Origin of the sequence: Paenibacillus taichungensis (assembly GCF_050994985.1) — a bacterium.
GTDB lineage: Bacteria > Bacillota > Bacilli > Paenibacillales > Paenibacillaceae > Paenibacillus > Paenibacillus taichungensis.
Window position 1 is genome coordinate 3342270 of the sequence record NZ_CP194720.1, and the last position, 19724, is coordinate 3361993.

The window sequence follows — 19724 nt, forward strand, 5'->3', positions numbered from 1 at the left end:
GCATGAAAAAATGCACCAGCCTTTCTTGCATTCTGAATCCTTTTCTTCATTATATCCCTCTGTGTCGTAACAGCAAATACATCATATATGGAGCCCCGATAATCGCCGTAATTAATCCGGCTGGAATTTCATACGGAGCGAAACATGTCCGTCCGGCGAGATCTGCGAGCATGACGATCAGTCCTCCAAGCAACGCTGCAATCGGCAAACGAACGAGACTCCGGCTTCCTGCCAGATGTTTTGCCATGTGAGGAGCCATTAAGCCAACAAAGCCAATCGTTCCTGCCATCGACACCGCTGACCCAGCGAGCCCTACACTCATCAGAAGGAACAACACCCGCATAGTCTCTACCCGCAGACCCAATCCAGCTGCCGACTGGACATCGAGCAGAAACATATCCAGCCGTCTGGACATCCATATTAATAGAAGAAACAGGAGCAGCATCCACGGCAATAAAGGCCAAAAGTGTTCCCACGTTCGTCCGTATAGACTGCCTGCCATCCACACGGAAGCCTGAGAGACCCGGAATATTTTGCCCACCGTCAGCAAATAGGTGATTAATGCGCCAGCCATTGCAGAGATGCCCACACCAATCAGCAGCATGCGAACCGTGGAACTCGCCTCTCCTTTTCTCCATGACAATCCATAGATTACCGTGGCCGCGAGAAAGGCTCCAACGAATGCAATCCAAGGCATGTGCCGCATTGGAAAGGTAGGAACCAGCACCATGACGGCAACCACCGCCGCAGCCGCACCCGAATTCAGCCCAATTACGCCAGGTGATGCCAGAGGATTCCTCGTAATGACCTGTAGGATTGTACCCGCCAATGCCAGGCCGCACCCAACCAGAAAACCGGTCAGTACCCGGGGCAGCCTTAACTGATGAATGGTGAAGTGATATTCCTGATCTCCCCTGCCCATCAAGCTACGCAATACTTCAACCGGAGGGATGGAGCGATCTCCCAACATCACATTAAGCACAAGCACCCCCACATTCAATAACAACAGGATCAGAATAAGGGTGATTGCACGTCTCTTTATAATAGAAGAAATCATATTGATCTCTCCTTTCTTTGGGCCAAATAGATGAGGAAAGGAGCACCGAAGAAGGCTGTAACCACCCCAACAGGAATTTCCTGCCCAGGCAACACAAATCTCGCTCCAATATCTGCTGTGAGCAGCAGTAGTGCCCCCAGAACAGCAGAGTACGGAACTACCCAGCGATAATCACTGCCTGTTATTGATCTTGCAATATGCGGAACGGCTAACCCGATAAATCCGATTGGTCCGGCAAGTGCCACGGCACTGCCAGCCAGCAGAACAATCGAGATAATACAGATGATCCTAATCATCTTCATTCGCTGTCCTAATCCTTGAGCCACTTCATCTCCTAATCCAAAAATGTTCAATTGACTGCTTAATGCAAACGAACCGACGATGCCAAGGATCAGATAAGGCAGAATTTGAATAAACAGATCGAGATCTCTGCCTGTCAATGAACCCGCCAACCAGAAACGCATCGTATCCAAAGACTGCTCATTCAGGATAAGAATTCCTTGTGTCAGTGAAGCAAATAACAAATTTAATGTAGCCCCTGCCAGAACTATTTTTACGGAAGATAAGGGTTGTCTGCCCGTGGAACTGAGAAGGAAAACCATCACGCCTGCAACCGCGGCCCCCAACAGCGCAGACCATGCAAATAATTGTAGAGACGTCGTTCCCAGCCAAAAGGAAGCAAGCACCGCGGTAAGTGCCGCGCCATAATTAATACCGAACAGTTCAGGGCCTGCCAGAGCATTGCGGCTAATCCCCTGCATTAGGCACCCGGCCACAGCCAGTGAGCTGCCAACCACTGCGGCAATAACCGCTCTTGGCAGCCTAACGGTTTGAATGATCAGGTGTTCACGCGATCCGTCAAAGGCATAGAACGTATCCACAACAGAACGCAATGGAATCTGTACAATGCCATACATGATGCTGAATAGAAACGCGAGAAGTGTCAACACGATGATCGTTGCTAAACCAGTGATTTTAAACCTGGTGTTTATGTTCATTTTTACGCCTCCGACCTGCATGCTGCTTGATTTATGTACTTCAATATGTTGTATACAACAGTTAAAAAAACGGACTGTCAAAATTTTTCCTTCTATTATATAGGGATAAATATAGAGCACGAATATAACCGTGGCACGAGTCCTATGCAGTAAAATCAGAAAAATTGGATCGTCACATTCGACGACCCAATTTTACAGTTAAGCTATGACCACTTGGAAGCATAATTGCAATTGATAAAGTGCTGATTTCACAATCCATTGTCTCTGGCAAAGGTGCAGCATGTTTGCGTTTAGTTGGCTACATAGGTGTTCAGGTCATCCACGACCTTGTTTACAGCCTGGATGCCCAGGCCACTCATCCAGTACTCCCAGTCAACCGGGTGCACAGCTTCGTTTTGGACTCCTTTCAACGTTGCCCACAATTTACTTTTCTCCAGCTTGGCGAATGCATCCGGCTCACGGTTAAACCAGAAGATTACGTCACCATCGAGATCAGCAATCTGTTCTTCCGTAATATCCTTGGAGAAGCCTGCATCCTGCTGTGCGGCGGGACGAGTAATTCCGGCATCTTCCATAATCGTACCTGCAAAGGTTTCTTTCAGATAGACCTGAATTTTGTCTTCACGGGGACGGAACAGCGATACTTCCTTGGCATCTTTGCCTGCAAGCGTGGATTTCAATTCCTCAATGCGCTGCTGATATGTATCCAACAGCTTCTTGCCATCTTCCAGCTTGTTTACTGCATCGGCATGAAGCTGCAGATTTTCTTTCCAGGTAACCCCGAGTGTTTCTACAAACACCGTAGGCGCGATTTGTTTTAACTGATCATGGATAGCATCATGTGTATCTTTATTACCAATGATCAAATCCGGCTTCATTGCATCGATAGCCTCCAGGCTTGGTTCATTCACCGATCCGATATTCTCAATGCCTTCTGTGCCTTTTAGATAAGCCGGATACGGATCGCCTGCTGCCAGGATGGAAGGTGCGCCTACAGGTTTAATGCCCAACTCGAGCAAATTATCCAAGGCCCCAATGTCCAGTACCACAATTCGACTTGCATTGGTTGGAACCTGTACCTCACCATATGCATCTTTGACGGTACGTGTATCGCCAGTATTGGCTATGGTTTCTTCTTGCTTTGGTTCGGTTGGTGCTGTTTCCGCTGCTGTACCATTGGCTGCACCCGATCCCGAATTTCCACAACCCGCTAGCACCAGCATCAGTACTGCCAACATAGCAAAATGTACCCATGATTTCATTCCAATCCTCTTTCTCTCTACTTGCATCCCATCCAACCCCCTGATCCTATTTAATAACCTAATCAATAATGATTATCATTATTAAAACAATATCCCACAATTCCAGTTTCTGTCCATGCAATATTCTTTTGATCTCATATACTATTTTTTAATTCATCCTCATTAGACCCAAATTTATCCATAATCCGGTGCGCCAGTGGATTCGGAACCTGATGAATGCGCAATTCATCATCTGGGAACATACGACGCTTGGTCAATTGCTCTACTCCGATCTCAGGATCAAACAAGGAATACCGTTCGTAACGCTCATGAAATTCAGGGAAATGTTGTTGATAGTCAGTAATAATCTTACGAACTTTGTTCCAGAAGGTCTGCTCTCTGATCTGGTAATGCTCGTGCATGAACAAAGCCAGCTCTCCAAGATTGATAAAGAAAAAGGCATCATGTATGAAATCCCGCACTTCTGTCGGTTCTTCCGTCTCCAGGAATGAATTACGGTTCACACGGCGGTGATATTCTGGTACCTCGACAAGCGCTGGACAGAGCTTTGGATCGGCAAGTGCCTCTCTTGTAAATCGAATTCCATCGTGAAAATCCTTCAGCGCAATGCGTGAGGGTCTGCCTTCCCGGTGAATGAGCAGCATATTCTGTGCATGAGACTCTAGCGCAATCCCATGAGCGAATAACCAGTGAATGAGCGGTCGTACCGCAGTCAGCAGTAGCTCGGACAGCCATTCATCAGCACCCAGCTTTTTCACCCAAGGATCAATCGCCGGGCGCCCTGCATAGTCCAGTGTAGACAATGCATTAAACGGGATCGCTGATTCACCCGGTTCCAGCCAGGAATGTACACTTTCTCTCCAAATGCAGGACAACACACCATACGAGAGTGGCTTCAAAACATCCGGTATCTGATGATTGTCGTATGCAACGCCAGCAATCTCTCCCAAAAGAATGACACGCAGTTCATCCCTCAAGTAGGGATCTTGCTTACTAATTCCCTGCAGCCAATCGGTAATGCGAGGTGCATTCTCAACCGTATGTGGGGCGATCACCCTACTAGTTGATGTGTTGATCATACTAAGCGACAGCTTCAAGTACGGTGAATTGGGACGTGATCGGTTAGCTAGCGTGCGAATCGACTGTTGAGCAGTATATCGGTCTTCGCTGCTGCCAAGCGGTACGATGCTCCCTTTACGAATATCTTCTGCAAGTACAGAACTGATCGTTGTTCGCCATTGCCACGGATGGACTGGCATCATCACATACTCTGCCGGATCAGCACCCATTTCCTGTAGTGCCGTGAGGAAGCGATCCAACACTTGTTCGCCAAGTTGATTCTGAAGCCATTCCCTTGCAGCCGGTCCATGTTCATTCGTGCCATGACTTATCCGTGCGTTTTGCTTATGAATTCCCACCCATATCGGTTTAATGCATCCGCGGAACTCGGGTCCATATTCAAGCTGATCTTCGATTCGGAAGCCGATACGGGATTTATAACTTGGATGGTATGGATGACCCTCGATAATTCCACTTTCCCAGTCCTCATCGGGAAGAGCATGGAGATCAGTCTGCCGCTCAGCCCGTACATATCTCGCCAGTGTGTCATTGATCAGCGTCTGTTCCAGTTCTTTAACGAAATGCAGCAGCTTTCCTTCATCGGCGCCTATCGCAGGTCCGACTTCCAGCAAAAATAGAGAAATCGACTCCGCTTCTTGCCCAACTTCTACAGCCTGAATACGTTCTCCCTTTTGAATGCTGCTACTTCCCGAACCCCAAGCCGGAGTCTCATCCATAAAGACACGTCTTGTAATCGGTTCATGGTTCAGCCGTAAACGACCAAAGGTGAGATGGCTCGTTCCCCTGCATGCGTAGAAAACCCGTTCGCCGTTCAGACCAAGACCCTCTATTTCCCAAACGTTGAACCCCTGCTCCTCCCTTGAGGTATATTCGATAACACCTTCGTACATCAAGGATTCAACCAACTGCTTGAATATGCGTCTGCGTGCATCGGTATAGTGGTGTGAAGACAGGGATGCGGTGTAAAATTTTCTTAGCTGCTCTTGCCAATGCTCCTTCTCCACTCCAACTCTAGAGCGTGCCACACCATTTCCTGAGTGGCTAGAGGATTCATCTATGCAAAACGTTTGCCCGTCCTGATCCTCATCATGGCTCTGATATTCCGATATTCTCGTACTTTCCATGCGCATGCTTCCTCCCCTCCTGATTAACTCTGCCATATTGGCCTGTAGACATGCAGTGGATTACTTACCCGATGCACACAATCCCCCGGCCCTTCATGAATTCGCCGTCTGGTCAGCTGTTCCACTTCGATCTCGGATGCAAAAACGTCAAACTGTTCAAATCGCGTCTGTAGCTCCGGGAACCGTTCCTGGTAATTCAAAATCACTTCGGCAGCCATGCGCCACCATTGCTTTTCGCTCAGGTCAAAGTGCTTCTCCAGAAACAATGCCACTTCAGTCAGGTTGATAAAACACAACGCGTCTAACATAAAGTCCTTCACCTCAGAAGGGTCTTCCTTCTCCACAAACGAATTGCGATTCACCCGCTGATGGTTGGCAGGTGGATATTCAATATCCGGGTATCCAAACGGGTGAGGAATGGATGGGCAGTAACGGATTCCGTCATGGAAATCCTTAAGCGCAATCCGGCTGGGCCATCCTTTTTTCAGCACGATAATCATATTCTGCGCATGCGATTCCAGCGCCGCTCCATGTGCGTACAGCAGATGTATCAACGGTACCACCGCAACATTCAGCAATTGCCGGGTCCAGCGATCCAGGCCATATGCGCTTATCCACGGTTTAATGACCGGAGTGCCCTGCTGATCGAGATGACACAAAGCATTGAAGGGCAAAGCATCTTCTCCTGCCCGCAAGCGTGGATGCAGACTTTCACGCCAGATCACTCCAAGTGATCCGTATATTTTTTGCTCCAGTATATTGGGCAGTTTCTGGTGATGGTACGATACCCCCGCAATCTCCTTCAGCACAATCAGACCAAGCTCATCCTGCAAAAACGAATCTTCTGCCACCACACGACCAAGCCAGTCCGAGATACGGGCTGCATTCATGATCGTGTGCTGTGCCAGAATTCGGCCGGATGACGTATTCACCATATTCAGTGGCAGTTTGACATACGGTTTATCGCGATGACTCACATTCGTCAATGTGCGAATGGATTGTTGAGGACAGTAGGGGTCACCTGCTTGACCCAGATATATAATTTCCCCTGTTCGGAGTTGCTCCGCACACGCCACCGATATTATTCGTTCCCACTGCCAGGGATGCACAGGAACGAATACATATTCATCAACACTTGCAGCCCCATCCGTATTCACTTTCTCCTCGGCATTGGCAGCCGAGTTCAATTTCAAGTTCGCAGACGATATAACTTCCTGCAAAATCAACTTGAATGTCTGTAGCTCCTGCCCCAGCTCGTTATGAATAAACTCAGCATACGTGTCCAGTGAAGACGAAATGGATATCTGGGCTGAATCCTGTTTAATCGCAATCCAGACCAGCTTGAATTCGGGTCCGAACTCCGGTCCATAGGCTTCATTGTCAGAAAGCGTGAATCCAACTCTGGATTTGTAACAAGGATGATACGGATGCCCTTCAATCAGGGCAGATTCCCACTCATCATATTCTGATACCCGAGGTTCGGGCTGACCAGCACGCCATCGCAAAGACAGCGTGTCCTTCAGATGGGTTTGCTGAAGCTCATCCATGAATTGCCCCAGCTGAGCTTCGGATGTGGGAATATGCGCAGCCATCTCCAGTAAAAAACGAGGAATAGAATCTGCTTCAGCTCGATTTTTCGATGTTACCCGCATAATTGGTTTATCTGACAACCGAATGCGATCAAAGCTCTCTTTTCGTACAGCCCAAAAGGTGTATTCCACCTTCTCTCCTGTCTCCGTCTCCCCTCGCAGTGTATACTCTGCCTCCGCATAAGGCCCGATCACCGGTTCACTCAAGATTTGCTCATACAGAAATGACTCCACCAATTGCCTGAAAATACGTCGCCGCACCATTATCCACTCTTCGGACCTGACCAATTCTGCTGTTAGACCGTTCATATGACACCTCCCATGATTGCACTGCCTCAAACCATTTCATGTGCTACTGCAAATAAATGTGCTGCGGGTGTGGATGACTCAAAAAGTCATGATGCGAGATCGCCCAGCCATAAGCACCCGCATATTGGAACAGCAAAATGTCTCCTGCCCGAACCCTGCCTGACATAATATCACTTGCCAAAATATCTTTCGGAGTACATAGCTGGCCTGCCACTGTAAAAGCGGTTTCCTTCACCTCGGGTCTGTCATACGGATGCGTCCAGTTCTCCACCTCAATCACTTCGAACGGATGACTGTGCTGCCAAGAAACGGGTAGGCGAAAATGATGTGTACCGCCACGCACGATGACATATGTTTTACCATGGTTGACTTTAACGTCAAGCACCTCGGTTGCATAATACCCACTCGACGCCGTAAGGTAACGCCCACATTCGAACAACAAAGTCGTTTCCGAAGGCAGTTCCTTTTGCAATACCGGTGCAATCCCATTCACAAATGTGTTCCAGTCAAACTGTTGCTCCAGATGGGCATAGTTCACACCAATTCCACCCCCGGCATTCAAATACCGAAGCGTGAAACCATATTGCCTCGCCCAATCCCGTGCGATCGTGCAGTAATACTCAACCAGTTTCACATGCTGCTCCGCATCCAGATTGTTCGAAAGGGAGTGAAAATGAAAGCCTTCCACCTGAATATGTGGCAAGTGTCGGAGCTGGTTCATGACTTGTGGCAGCATAACCTCGTCGATTCCGAACTGGGTCGGACGACCGCCCATAGCCAGTGTCGCCTGCGGCAGTGGACCTTTCAGGTTAATCCGCAGCAATACGGATACCCGAACGTCGTTTTGACGAGCAATCTCGTTCAGCTTGTTTAGCTCGTGCATACTCTCCACATGAATAAGCTGCACTTTATGCTCTATCGCTCCCCGAAGCTCGACTTCCGTCTTGCCTGGTCCACCAAACAGAATCGGAATATCCGCTGAGACTTGTCTCACCTTCACGATCTCGCCCAAAGATGCCACTTCAAAGCCATGAACTACAGGGGCCAGCGCTCGAAGCACCTCTTCTTCCGAGTTGGCTTTGATGGCATAGAACAGCTGACTAGATTCCGGCATGGATTGTACACGTTGATGCACATGAGCGACGAGTGCTGTTACATCCCGGATGTAGGCACATACCGGTTCGGTCTGCTGTTCTTTCAGTGCCAATAGGTGCTCACGAACTCTTGCAACCTGAGGCATACGTCCTATCTTCAGCTCTATAGCCATAAACGTGTGCCCTTTCCTTGTTCAACGGCTCTTGCATACATCTCTGCCGCACTGGAGATATCCTCAATCGCCATCCCCATCGGGTTCAGCACAATAATCTCATCCTCATGTTCTCGTCCTGACTTTGCCCCAATCAGGATCTCGCCGAGTTCAGCATGAAGCTGCTCACGGGAGAATTTCCCTTCCAGCACCAGCTGATTAATAATCTTTTTCTCCCGATTGGATTGATCCCAGTCGTCCACGACCACTTTGTCTGCCTGCGTAAATACATCCTTGTGCAAATCCATAATCGAGATGTTACTGACAAAGGTACCTTTGGCAATCCATTCATACGGAATATGGGGCGATGAGGCTACCGTAGCCGTTACAAGTACTTCCGCTTGTCGTACCGCTTGTTCTGACGAATCTTCCACCAGCACTTCAACCTGATCAAAACGCGAACCAATTTCATCGGCAAGCTGGCGGGCCGTATCGTCATTCAGGTCATACAGATGTATGGTCCGAATGGAGTCAAATTGTTCAAGCAGCGAGGTGATCTGCATTCTGGCGATTACCCCGCAGCCGATTACGCTCACTGTGCGGAAACTTTCTCTGGCTAAATATCTTGCCCCAATGGCTGTAACCGCTGCCGTGCGCATCCCACTGATCACGCTGCCTTCCATCACCGCCACCGGATAGTTGCTTTCCGGATCATTGAGGATAATAAGAGCGCTTGCACGTTCCTTATGACGCTTAGCCGGATTATCATGTTTGCTTCCAATCCACTTGAGACCACTGATCGCTACATCGCCACCCACATACGCAGGCATCGCAATAATGCGATCGGCAATATGACCGCTCTTCTCGTTAACCCGCAGATAAGGCTTCAACGGTTGCACGATATCCCGCTTGGCATGAAGCTCCAGTGCACGGGTTACTGCTTTGACATATGGCTCTGAATACAGCCCTCCCAGATCTATAATATCCTGTTTACTCATATACAAAAGGCTATGATCCTGAACGGTGCTCATATTTGATCTCTCCTCTGAGATAAATTTTTAAATACTCTTAATAGCTTGGCTTGGCGGCAATTGATTAACCCATTGCTCGTCATACACACTGTCCAGATAACGTTCTCCACGATCTGCGAAAACAGTAACCACTTTGGCTGAAGGCCGCAAGGTTGGAACCAGTTTTTCCAGTGCAGCAACCAGTGATCCGGACGAACCTCCTGCAAAAATGCCTTCCCGTTCCAGCAGCTTCTGGCAGCCCAGCACAGATTCCCGATCATCCACATGAATAACTTGGTCAATCTCGTTCGGGCTGAATAACTCAGGGACACGGTTGGCGCCGATACCTGGCAATTCACGCTGACGTGATGGTGTGCCAAAAATGATCGAGCCAACTGCATCAACGGCTACGATCCGCGCATGCGGATTTGCCTCTTTCACACGGCGGGATATGCCCAGAATACTTCCAGTCGTACTCACTGCACACACTAGTACGTCTATCTGTCCATCCATCTGCTCCACAATCTCCTGACCTGCACCATGATAGTGAGCTTGCCAGTTCAAAGGGTTGGCATACTGGTTGATCCAGTAACCTGCCGGGTCCTGACTGGCTAACTCCTTGACCCTGCGAATACGGGATTGCAAATAACTTCCGTATTCGTCCGGTTCAGTCACCATGTCAACCTGTGCCCCGAGGTAGGTTATCATTCTCAGATTCGTCGATGTGATTTTTGGATCAACCACACAGGTGAATTTCAGGCCATATCGTTTTGCGGTTAATGCGAGACCAATTCCCAGATTTCCTGAAGTGCTCTCGATGAGATGCGTATCTGGTTTGATCGTTCCTTCTCGCAGACCCTGCTCGATAATGTATCGTGCAGGTCGGTCTTTCATGCTGCCGCCGGGGTTCATCATTTCCAGCTTGGCATACACCGACGCTCCTGAAGATCCGAACAGGGAATTCAAGCGAACCAGTGGTGTTTGACCGATACAATCGATAATGGAATCCGCAACTTTAAGCGAGCGATCCTTGATTTGCAGGGTACTTTGTTCCATGTTTTTACACCAGCTTTCTGGGCATATTGTTGTCCAAAATCGTTTTATTGATAATGATTATCATTTTCAAAATTGGACACAGGGCCTATTATGCATATCCTTTTTTTTCCTGTCAACACTAAAATTTTTGGAAAGTTTTTGAAAAAAATAAGATTGACATTGAGAATCATTCTTGATAATCTGATCAGCAATTGGTTTCAAATTGCCAAAATCAAGGTGGTGAAGTAGACACATGATGTCTCAAATGGCATGGAAACAGAGCGTCCGCATTTTGTGGGGTGGACGCTTTCTTTCCAGTGCCGGGCTGACTGGAATCAGCCCTTTTATACCCTACTACATGGAGCATCTGAACGCGGGAACGCCGGAAGAGGTGCTGATGTGGACAGGTCTGTCCGTATCTGCGCCTGCTTTGTCCTACGCACTTCTGACCCCTTTTTGGGGTAAGATCGGAGATCGTTGGAGTCGAAAATGGATGGTTGTCAGAGCGCTGGTCGGACTGGCCCTTAGCATGTTTCTGATGGGCGTTGCCCAGACGCCCTTTCAATTCTTTTTGTTCCGTCTCTGCCAGGGGGCTTTCGGTGGCATATCTGATGCAAGCAGTGCGTTTGTGGGAACCCATGCCCCTGACCAAAAGCAGGGTTCTGCGCTCGGACAGTTGGAGCGGGCATCGGCAGCAGGTCTGCTCGTGGGACCACTACTAGGAAGCATATGTGTAAACACATGGGGAAGTCGTCCGCTATTGTTCATTACGGCCTCGTTGACATTGAGCTTTGCTGTGCTTGCCGCAATCGTATTAACGGGGGCGACGACTCATCGAACGCGTACGGCCAAGAACAATACTCAAGTATCTCCTGTGGAACAGCACCAGCCTTCGGCCGCTCTGTTGAATAACCATGGCAAAAACAGAAACAAGAGCGGAATTATCCATGCCTTCGTTTCGCTGATTACGCATCCGATTGCCCGAAGACTCGTTATCGCAGGCATCATTTTTAAGCTCGCAGATTTTGCAACATTTACGATGTTTACTCCGTTTATTCGTGAAATCGTCCCTTCCTCAGGTGCAGCTGCGCTTACCGTCGGGGTTCTGCTCGCGATGTCTTCGGTTGGTGAATTGGTTGGCGCATCGTGGTGGGGTAAGCGAAACGATCGTTACTTACCCGAACGCAATCTCCGGCTGGCTGGTTTGTTATGCGGCTTGTGTCTGCTTGCACATACACTTCCACTCGGGGTGGCCTGGCTGCTAGTTGTACGTTTTCTGCAAGGATTCTTCTACAGCGCCCTGTTGCAGACGGTCATGCTCAACGTGCTGAAATCCTCCACCGATCAGGATCGGGGCGTGCGCATCGGAGCTACCAACAGTATGTTAATGGCTGGTCAGATTGCCGGTCCGTCCATTGGGGTTCTAATCGGAGGTATCTGGGGAATTCCAGCTGTATTTCTCGTCATGGGGACAGTCATGCTTGCCGCTTCGCTTGCTGTACGCCGCCCAGCGGTTCATGAGCCAAAAGCTCCCGTACAACTGCCACTCCAATAATTTGTGAAAGGATGATAATCAATCATGACCAAGGATAACATCACCATCGATTCATTCCAGCAGACTGTTCATCCCTCTTTAGTATCGCCGAGCGGAATTGCTCGTCAGGAGATGCTAAGCCGTATATTGAACGCCTATCTCCGAGAAACCGAACAGCATGATCCTTATGTTCGAATTACCACGCGGCCAAACTTTTCACTTGTTATTGAGCTTCCGCGTACTGGTCAGAGGATATATGGAAATCTGCTTCATCGTTCCGCCGCTGGACATCATGTCTATGGCGACAAGTTTCACATTGCAGAATCAGGCGGGGCACAGCCCGATGGTTGGAGAGAAGTTTCTTTTGAACAAATAACAACGCTGTTGCTCGATGAAATATCATCTGTAGAACCCAATCTTAAAGCCCGAATGTTGAAAAGAGCAGAGCTGGAGCAGATGGTTTACAACAGTTTGGAGCATATGACCTCTTATCTGGAGCATGCCCTGAGTACAACATCTCCTGTAACATTGGATTTTCGCTATCTAGAACAGACACTGCTATGTGGTCATCCATTTCATCCAACTCCGAAAAGTCTGGAGGGCTTCAGTTCTTCGGATTCGCATGCCTATTCGCCAGAATTTGGCGTAAGCTTTCCGCTCAGCTGTTTTGCGGTCGCACCTGAACTTGTGTTGGAGGATTGGCTGGATACCGTGGACTATGGCAGTGAAGCACCCTGGGTTCCTGCGGAAATGGCCGAGGCCGCTTGGAAGCACCTCTCTCTGGAAAGCAAACATTATGTCCTCCTCCCTTGTCATCCTTGGCAGGCCGCCTATTTGCGGACACTTGAACCTGTAAAGTCCTTATTACGACAAGACACTTTGATTGATCTGGGCTCTACCGGACCTTCCGTGTATCCTACCTCATCGGTGCGCACGGTCTGGAATCCAAAGGAAAGTTGTTTCTATAAGCTGTCTCTTCATATTCGAATTACAAATTTTATTCGCGAGAACAATGAAGAGCAGTTGCTGCGCACACTGGATGCATCCAGAATTGTACAGCAGATTCAGGATCGCTGGACGTCAGAGAAATTTCAAATTTTGCTGGAAAAAGGCTACCGTAGCTTGAAGGTACCGGAGATACCTTCGCCCACTCAGGAGGCGCTGATCTCCGGATTCTCCATGATCCTGCGCGAAGCACCAGAGTCTTGCCGCTCTGCTTCAGGGGCTCCTTATGTTGTGGCATCTCTGATGGAGGTACTTCCCGGAGAAACCGAACCGCTGTTGTTCCGGGCCGTCCGGGAAAGTCTCCAATCATCCTCGTCGCCGGATCGTGTAAATGATGCGAGGGTGCAGACAGACTGGTATGAATGGCTTCGTCAATATCTGGAGTTGTCCATGGTTCCACTTGTGGAACTGTATGCCGAGACAGGCATTAGTCTGGAAGCTCATGTACAGAATTCCATGCTGCGTCTTGAAGATGGTATGCCTGCCACTTTTGTGGTTAGGGATCTGGAGGGCATCAGTGTCAATCGAGCCTTAGCGGAACAGCAAGGTTGGATCGATCAGGTAGTCAATGCCAACAGTCCTGTCTTGTATACCGAAGAAGAATCACGTCATCGATTGAAATATTATTTCTTTGTCAATCACCTCAGTCATGTGGTGCAGCGTCTGGCATATTATACTGGTCAACAGGAGCAGCCATACTGGAGGGTGGTGAGAAATACATTAGAGGAGCTTCGGAAAAAGACAGCCGAATCCTCGCACATCAACGACGTCATTCGTGATCTGTTGACCACCGAGACCTTACCAGCCAAAGCCAATCTGCTCAGCCGCTTCCATCAGCGTGGTGAGACGCCGTTATACGTCAACATTCCCAATCCAATGAGATAAGGAGGTTCCTTTTATCTGCTCCAATTCATCCAGCAGTATCTCCCAGCCTCCAATATTTGCATATCAAAAAACGGCCCTGGAGAACAACACAACGTGTTCTTCCAGAAGCCGTTTCTTTCTTTCTTTTAAATCATTTTCCGATTCATTTCTTATCTTTTTTCAACCTATTTATTCAAACTCATCTCCTCTTACCTTGGCAAACACCATCATATCTACCAACGTACCTGTACTGTCACGCCGCATCTTGCGCAGTACACCTTCAAGCGTATAGCCTGCGCGCTCAGCCACTTTGGCACTTCGCACATTGCGGGCATCACAGCGGATTTCCAGCCGGTTCGCCTCCATATAGGTTATTGCGAACTGCTCAATACCTCTGACTGCTTCTGTCATGAGACCCTCACCGGCACGCGAAGTTCTGATCCAATAACCGATTTCGAAACAACGTGCATTCCAGTCGATTCGATGCAGTCCGCTGCTGCCCACGAAATCATCCGTAAACCTGTCACGTAAATGAAGCATCATGTCGGTACGCTCCAGAAATTGCAGCCTGGCTTTGCGGGCATGCGCTTCCGATTCCTCCAGTGAAGGTATGTTCTCGGCAAAAGGCAACCACAAACGTAATTGCTCCGCACTTTCACAAATTGCCTCATTCACTGCCGCTCCATCTCCCCACCTCGGGGCACGAATGGTCAAACGCGGTGTTTCGAAACTTTCGGGAAAAGACAGCATTAACGGATTCATTGAAGCGGGATTGGTCATGAACTCTACTCCTCCACTTGGAAAATCGAGTCAATGATCAGCGGCAAGTTGTCCCTCACGGATACAGCGCCAAATACGGAACGGGCGTGCGCGCCCTGTTCTCCAAACACTTCCAGCATCAGATCCGAGAACCCGTTTAACACTTTATGGTGCTCCTCATACGAGGCGGTCGCATTGATGAACCCCTGCACTTTAACCACCCGTTTCACCCGATCCAGTGAACCAAGCACTTCCTGAACGACAGCCAACACCTCGATGGCAGCATTTCGGGCAAATTCATATCCCTGCTCCGTCGTGAACTGCTCCCCCAGTTTGCCACGCTCTTGCGTATCCGGCCCTTTACCGGACACATACATGATTCCATTTACAATCACCGCATTGGTATACTTTGCTGCCGGCGTACTTGCTTGGGGCAATACAATGCCCAATTCATCCAATCTGGTCTGTATCATCGGCTTCTCCTTTATGTATAAAAATGTCTTTACAAGCTATCAATCTTTCAATTTATTCCTAATTTAGTTAAATCTCAATATACGCCGGTTGCTCTTGAACTGCAAGATGTAAAATGGGTTGAAGGATATTTTCCTTCTATATAAGTAATTAATTACATTTCAAATGTCGATCAGCATTAAATGCTCTAAACTAGGATACAGGGTGCAGTTTACGATGTTAGATTCAATTGATATTTTTATTGATATTTTAAATGAATTAATAAATATATAATTCCTTAAATATTGAAAACGTCAGATTGTAATTTCAAATCATTTCTTTTACGATAGAAGCAATAACTCTAAAATCACTGGGATTGAATATAAGGAGGAATCATCATGAGTGCACCATTGTTTCGTGATCCCATCTTTGATGGAGCTGCTGATCCGGTCGTTGTATGGAATCGTTCCGAGCAAACCTGGTGGATGATCTATACCAATCGCAGAGCCACAGCCGGAGGGCCAAAGTTCGCCTGGGTGCATGGCACGGATTTGGGCGTAGCTTCTTCAGCTGACGGTGGACAGTCTTGGACTTATCGTGGTACGTTAACCGGGTTGGAGCATGAATGGGGACATAATACGTTCTGGGCTCCCGAAATTTTCTGGCATGAGGGCACGTATCACATGTATGTCAGTTACATTCAAGGGGTGCCTCATGACTGGGCTGGCCATGATCGTCACATTTTGCATTACACCAGTACGGATCTGCTCTCTTGGACATTCCATGGCAAACTGGTGCTTAGCTCGGAGCGTGTGATTGATGCGTGTATTTACCCGCTGCCGAACGGAAAATTCCGGATGTGGTACAAGGATGAAGCTAATTCATCCCATACGTATGCAGCAGACAGCCCGGATCTCTATCAATGGGAAGTCATCGGTCCGGTTATTACAGGGCGTGCGCATGAAGGGCCTAACGTATTTCGTTTCCGTGATTCGTATTGGATGATTGTTGACGAATGGAGAGGACAGGCTGTTTACAAGTCGGATGACCTGGAGCATTGGGAATGGAACAGTCTGATTCTCGATCAGCCAGGAAATCGTGAGGATGATGGTGTAATCGGTTTGCATGCAGATGTCGTCGTACAGGATGATGAAGCCTATATCTTTTATTTTACCCACCCGGACCGGATCGAAGGTATCGATCATGCCAGCGAACCCGCACGTCGTTCCTCCATTCAGGCCGCACGTCTCGATGTCATTGATGGTGTGATGGTCTGTCCACGAGATGAAGAGTTAAAGATGAAGTTGCGACCGGAGAACGATACAAGTCAAATTTCGGTTTGAGCTGCGTTTTTCCTAAAGTGAGATTTAAACACTGTTTTACAACGTCATAATAAAGGACCTGAACCAATGTCTGCGCACGCAGGATTGCTCAGGTTCTTTTTTTACATGTTCGACTTCGGATCGCGTGTCGTCAAGAATTCCCTTCCTGTATTTACCTATAGGTTTAAGTGTCGTTACATGTTATTATGTAGAACTCCATTTTCAAAATGGGAACATACTAAATACATAAACAAGGACGTATTTATGAGTACAAAAACACGACATATTATTCTGATTTTATTCACTATCATTCTGATTATTGCATCCATCTTTTTTCATAAGTATCGTGAACTCAAACATCGTATCGAGTCTTCTGCCGACTCAGCTTACCGCAGTGTTATTCTGGAAAGTATACATTATAAAAAAGAGCTGGATCGATACATCAAAAGCAACAAAACAACAGATGAAACAAACCTGAGCATCTATACGAACAATATTAAGAACGCTTTCGAATATTATGGGCTCATTACTAATATGGTCGATGGAACAGCCCAAAGGTTATATACTGAACGAAGTGACCTTTTCCATCAGTACTGGCATGTAGTCCCTCCAGCCTATGCGAAGCTTTCATTGAAAGAATTACAAAAGGTAAGTGATAAAACAAACATCATTATTAAGGGACTCCAACGTTTGAAATAAACCCACCCTATCTCAGCACTCTCGTCGAACCTACTTCTCTAAACTTCTGACGATATGTCCTCGGTGACACCTGAACCGTACGCTTGAACATCTTCCCGAAATGTGAAAAATTGCTGAATCCCGCTCGCAGAGCGATCTCGGTTATGGAATCCTCGCTTTCACGCAGCAAACGCTGCGCCTCCTTCACACGAAGCAGATTGAGATAATCGCTGAACGTGAAACCTGTAGTCTGTTTGAACAAACGGCTTAGATAATGGGGACTAATTCGAAATAATGCAGCAACCTCAGGCAGCGCTAAATCCTGCTGATAGTTATCGTTGAGATAACGCACCACTGCCTGTGCCTTGGGATGCAGAACCGGCTCACTGTCGGCCGAGTGCACGGTGCTCAAATGTTTGTTACGGTAAGCAAACAACAGCAGTTCAACGGATCGGTGACGCAGCAGCAGACTGCTTCCAGCTCTGGTATGGACCATCTCATCAATCATTTCACTGACCATTCGCTCCGCTGTTTCACTTACCTGTGAAGGAAGCCTCAGAATGGGAATATTCCAGCCGAATGGCTCCTTCAGTCCCTCAGCCAGCTCGGGTAAAATAGCCAATTCGTTGAACAGCTCTGGCTTGATATACAGAACAATTCGATCATGGTCTGGTCTTCCACTCTCCATTGTTTTATGAACGGTATTCCGGTTAATGAATACGAAGTCTCCGGCTTTGATTCGATAAGTTCGATCCTTAATGAAGTAAATGCGCTCACCCGATAGCAGGTAGTACAGCTCATAATGGTCATGCAGATGGTCATCGGTCATGGAAAAATATCCAAGGCGGCGATCATATTCGATATTCAAATATCCGGTGGGATCATGGTAATCCGCTTGAAATGTCTGTATCATGCAGCTGCCCCCTTTAGTTGAATTATAGCAAAATAAGCGGCATTTGAAAGCGATTACGCACAAAAAGCGGCGAATGAAGTGCTTCCTTGTTATAGTCTAAAGCTATATTCAAGGAGGCGATAGACATGAGTAACAAAAAACGCTACGTATTGGTCGGAACAGGCGGCCGTGCTGAATTTTTCTATGGAGCATTAGCCCAAAATTTCAGGGAAACATCCGAACTTGCAGCTTTTTGTGATATTAACCAGACACGCATGAATTACGCCAATCAGCTGCTGAGGGAAAAATATAAATACAATGAGGTGCCAACCTATCCTGCAGATCAGTTTGATCAGATGATTGAGAACGAGAAGCCGGACTTCGTCATTGTAACCAGCATCGACCGCACCCACCACAAATATATCATTCGAGCAATGGAGCTTGGCTGTGATGTTGTGACTGAGAAGCCCATGACCATCGATGAACACAAATGTCAGGATATTCTTGATGCCGTCAAGCGGACTGGACAAAATATACGCGTCACCTTTAACTACCGTTATGCGCCGCACCATACCAAAATACGGGAACTGATTCAGAATGACACAATCGGAAAAGTGACTTCGGTCCACTTCGAATGGCTGCTGAATACGCGCCATGGCGCAGATTACTTCCGCCGCTGGCACCGGGACAAGCGTAATAGTGGCGGACTGCTCGTGCACAAATCCACGCATCACTTCGACTTGGTCAATTTCTGGATCGGTTCGCAGCCTGAGACCGTCTTCGCATTCGGCGATCTCATGTATTATGGTAGAGAGAACGCAGAGGAACGAGGCGTGACCCAGTTTTACACTCGTGCAACGGGCAACCCGATTGCGCAAGAAGATCCTTTTGCCCTGCATCTGGATTCGGATGCACATCTCAAAGCCATGTATCTGGATGCTGAACCGGAAGACGGCTACCAGCGGGATCAAAGCGTATTCGGAGATGGCATCAACATCGAGGATACGATGGGCGTTCTTGTCCAGTATCAGAACAAAGCCATTTTGACCTATTCACTGGTTGCATACCAGCCGTGGGAAGGCTATCGCATCGCCATTAATGGCACCAAAGGCCGGATCGAAATGAACATTGTAGAACAATCCTATGTTAACTCGCTGGGTGACAAAAATCTTGAAGGTGCATTGATTGGCAAAACACTGCGTGTCCTTCCCATGTTCGATGCCCCATACGAGGTTCAGGTCGAGGAAAAAGAAGGCGGTCATGGCGGAGGTGATCCTGTACTTCTGAATGATCTGTTTGGAGAGCCAGCGGAAGATCCATACCACCGCGCTGCCAACCAATTCGACGGAGCAAGATCCATCCTCACCGGAATTGCAGCCAACCGCGCCATCGCAACCGGCTTACCTGTTCGCATCAACAATCTGGTTCGTTTCTAGGAACGCAAGGCCGCTCCAACCACATTTAATTCAAAGACTGCGTGTAATACGCAGTCTTTTTCCCATTTTGACGA

General features: G+C 48.0%; 16 protein-coding genes. 5 read left to right on the forward strand and 11 right to left on the reverse strand.

From position 1 onward, the window contains the following. Nucleotides 1-49 precede the first annotated feature (49 nt). From ACR1R9_RS14700 to sbnA, 8 genes are all read right to left on the reverse strand, one after another. Nucleotides 50-1057 carry a FecCD family ABC transporter permease gene (locus tag ACR1R9_RS14700; protein ID WP_433923314.1) on the reverse strand — a complete coding sequence of 336 codons (1008 nt, stop codon included), beginning with the start codon at nucleotides 1055-1057 and terminating at the stop codon, nucleotides 50-52. Continuing rightward, complete coding sequence (locus ACR1R9_RS14705; RefSeq protein WP_433923313.1) at nucleotides 1054-2055, reverse strand: FecCD family ABC transporter permease; 1002 nt, start codon at nucleotides 2053-2055, stop codon at nucleotides 1054-1056. The genes ACR1R9_RS14700 and ACR1R9_RS14705 overlap by 4 nt, the downstream gene beginning before the upstream one ends. A 290-nt stretch (nucleotides 2056-2345) precedes the next feature. After that, nucleotides 2346-3317 carry an ABC transporter substrate-binding protein gene (locus tag ACR1R9_RS14710; protein WP_180286995.1) on the reverse strand — a complete coding sequence of 324 codons (972 nt, stop codon included), beginning with the start codon at nucleotides 3315-3317 and terminating at the stop codon, nucleotides 2346-2348. A gap of 134 nt (nucleotides 3318-3451) precedes the next feature. Further along, nucleotides 3452-5527: an IucA/IucC family protein gene (locus tag ACR1R9_RS14715; protein ID WP_433923312.1), complete on the reverse strand. Its 2076-nt coding sequence runs from the start codon at nucleotides 5525-5527 to the stop codon at nucleotides 3452-3454. Between the two features lie 17 nt (nucleotides 5528-5544). Continuing rightward, nucleotides 5545-7419 carry an IucA/IucC family protein gene (locus ACR1R9_RS14720; protein WP_076289700.1) on the reverse strand — a complete coding sequence of 625 codons (1875 nt, stop codon included), beginning with the start codon at nucleotides 7417-7419 and terminating at the stop codon, nucleotides 5545-5547. 43 nt (nucleotides 7420-7462) lie between these two features. After that, complete coding sequence (locus ACR1R9_RS14725) at nucleotides 7463-8686, reverse strand: type III PLP-dependent enzyme (RefSeq protein ID WP_076289699.1); 1224 nt, start codon at nucleotides 8684-8686, stop codon at nucleotides 7463-7465. Further along, nucleotides 8677-9696 (reverse strand): 2,3-diaminopropionate biosynthesis protein SbnB, encoded by a 1020-nt coding sequence (gene sbnB, locus ACR1R9_RS14730; protein WP_433923311.1) that lies wholly within the window; start codon nucleotides 9694-9696, stop codon nucleotides 8677-8679. Before sbnB ends, ACR1R9_RS14725 begins: the two co-directional genes overlap by 10 nt. A gap of 27 nt (nucleotides 9697-9723) precedes the next feature. Continuing rightward, on the reverse strand, nucleotides 9724-10731 hold the full coding sequence (gene sbnA, locus ACR1R9_RS14735) for a 2,3-diaminopropionate biosynthesis protein SbnA (protein WP_143764717.1): 1008 nt from the start codon (nucleotides 10729-10731) through the stop codon (nucleotides 9724-9726). 232 nt (nucleotides 10732-10963) lie between these two features. On the opposite strand from sbnA, the gene ACR1R9_RS14740 reads away from it, so the two are divergent. Beyond that, nucleotides 10964-12265, forward strand: a complete 1302-nt coding sequence (locus ACR1R9_RS14740; protein ID WP_076289697.1) for an MFS transporter — start codon at nucleotides 10964-10966, stop codon at nucleotides 12263-12265. 24 nt (nucleotides 12266-12289) lie between these two features. Further along, nucleotides 12290-14134: an IucA/IucC family protein gene (locus ACR1R9_RS14745; protein WP_076289696.1), complete on the forward strand. Its 1845-nt coding sequence runs from the start codon at nucleotides 12290-12292 to the stop codon at nucleotides 14132-14134. Between the two features lie 168 nt (nucleotides 14135-14302). Here the strand turns inward: ACR1R9_RS14745 and ACR1R9_RS14750 are convergent, their stop codons facing one another. Next, nucleotides 14303-14893 (reverse strand): GNAT family N-acetyltransferase, encoded by a 591-nt coding sequence (locus tag ACR1R9_RS14750; RefSeq protein ID WP_433923309.1) that lies wholly within the window; start codon nucleotides 14891-14893, stop codon nucleotides 14303-14305. A gap of 5 nt (nucleotides 14894-14898) precedes the next feature. Beyond that, entirely contained in the window at nucleotides 14899-15345 is a 447-nt protein-coding gene (locus ACR1R9_RS14755; RefSeq protein ID WP_076289695.1) for a RidA family protein, read from the reverse strand. 375 nt (nucleotides 15346-15720) lie between these two features. Between ACR1R9_RS14755 and ACR1R9_RS14760 the strand changes: the two genes are divergently transcribed. After that, the gene (locus ACR1R9_RS14760; RefSeq protein WP_433923308.1) at nucleotides 15721-16665 is read left to right on the forward strand and encodes a glycosyl hydrolase; all 945 of its coding nucleotides are present in this window, start codon (nucleotides 15721-15723) and stop codon (nucleotides 16663-16665) included. Nucleotides 16666-16908: 243 nt separating this feature from the next. Beyond that, nucleotides 16909-17343 (forward strand): hypothetical protein, encoded by a 435-nt coding sequence (locus ACR1R9_RS14765; protein ID WP_063563348.1) that lies wholly within the window; start codon nucleotides 16909-16911, stop codon nucleotides 17341-17343. Nucleotides 17344-17350: 7 nt separating this feature from the next. Here ACR1R9_RS14765 and ACR1R9_RS14770 read toward each other — a convergent pair whose 3' ends face one another. After that, on the reverse strand, nucleotides 17351-18235 hold the full coding sequence (locus ACR1R9_RS14770) for a helix-turn-helix domain-containing protein (protein ID WP_433923307.1): 885 nt from the start codon (nucleotides 18233-18235) through the stop codon (nucleotides 17351-17353). Between the two features lie 125 nt (nucleotides 18236-18360). On the opposite strand from ACR1R9_RS14770, the gene ACR1R9_RS14775 reads away from it, so the two are divergent. Then, on the forward strand, nucleotides 18361-19650 hold the full coding sequence (locus ACR1R9_RS14775) for a Gfo/Idh/MocA family oxidoreductase (RefSeq protein WP_076289691.1): 1290 nt from the start codon (nucleotides 18361-18363) through the stop codon (nucleotides 19648-19650). Nucleotides 19651-19724 lie beyond the last annotated feature (74 nt).

What these genes read in the sequence shown, in the direction of transcription:
- ACR1R9_RS14705 (WP_433923313.1), bottom strand. Translation starts at nt 2,055, where the DNA reads ATGAACATAAACACCAGGTTTAAAATCACTGGTTTAGCAACGATCATC.
- ACR1R9_RS14770 (WP_433923307.1), bottom strand. Translation starts at nt 18,235, where the DNA reads ATGATACAGACATTTCAAGCGGATTACCATGATCCCACCGGATATTTG.
- ACR1R9_RS14700 (WP_433923314.1), bottom strand. Translation starts at nt 1,057, where the DNA reads ATGATTTCTTCTATTATAAAGAGACGTGCAATCACCCTTATTCTGATC.
- ACR1R9_RS14755 (WP_076289695.1), bottom strand. Translation starts at nt 15,345, where the DNA reads ATGATACAGACCAGATTGGATGAATTGGGCATTGTATTGCCCCAAGCA.
- ACR1R9_RS14775 (WP_076289691.1), top strand. Translation starts at nt 18,361, where the DNA reads ATGAGTAACAAAAAACGCTACGTATTGGTCGGAACAGGCGGCCGTGCT.
- sbnB (WP_433923311.1), bottom strand. Translation starts at nt 9,696, where the DNA reads ATGAGCACCGTTCAGGATCATAGCCTTTTGTATATGAGTAAACAGGAT.
- ACR1R9_RS14715 (WP_433923312.1), bottom strand. Translation starts at nt 5,527, where the DNA reads ATGCGCATGGAAAGTACGAGAATATCGGAATATCAGAGCCATGATGAG.
- ACR1R9_RS14750 (WP_433923309.1), bottom strand. Translation starts at nt 14,893, where the DNA reads ATGACCAATCCCGCTTCAATGAATCCGTTAATGCTGTCTTTTCCCGAA.
- ACR1R9_RS14720 (WP_076289700.1), bottom strand. Translation starts at nt 7,419, where the DNA reads ATGAACGGTCTAACAGCAGAATTGGTCAGGTCCGAAGAGTGGATAATG.
- ACR1R9_RS14740 (WP_076289697.1), top strand. Translation starts at nt 10,964, where the DNA reads ATGATGTCTCAAATGGCATGGAAACAGAGCGTCCGCATTTTGTGGGGT.
- ACR1R9_RS14745 (WP_076289696.1), top strand. Translation starts at nt 12,290, where the DNA reads ATGACCAAGGATAACATCACCATCGATTCATTCCAGCAGACTGTTCAT.
- ACR1R9_RS14765 (WP_063563348.1), top strand. Translation starts at nt 16,909, where the DNA reads ATGAGTACAAAAACACGACATATTATTCTGATTTTATTCACTATCATT.
- ACR1R9_RS14710 (WP_180286995.1), bottom strand. Translation starts at nt 3,317, where the DNA reads ATGAAATCATGGGTACATTTTGCTATGTTGGCAGTACTGATGCTGGTG.
- ACR1R9_RS14725 (WP_076289699.1), bottom strand. Translation starts at nt 8,686, where the DNA reads ATGGCTATAGAGCTGAAGATAGGACGTATGCCTCAGGTTGCAAGAGTT.
- sbnA (WP_143764717.1), bottom strand. Translation starts at nt 10,731, where the DNA reads ATGGAACAAAGTACCCTGCAAATCAAGGATCGCTCGCTTAAAGTTGCG.
- ACR1R9_RS14760 (WP_433923308.1), top strand. Translation starts at nt 15,721, where the DNA reads ATGAGTGCACCATTGTTTCGTGATCCCATCTTTGATGGAGCTGCTGAT.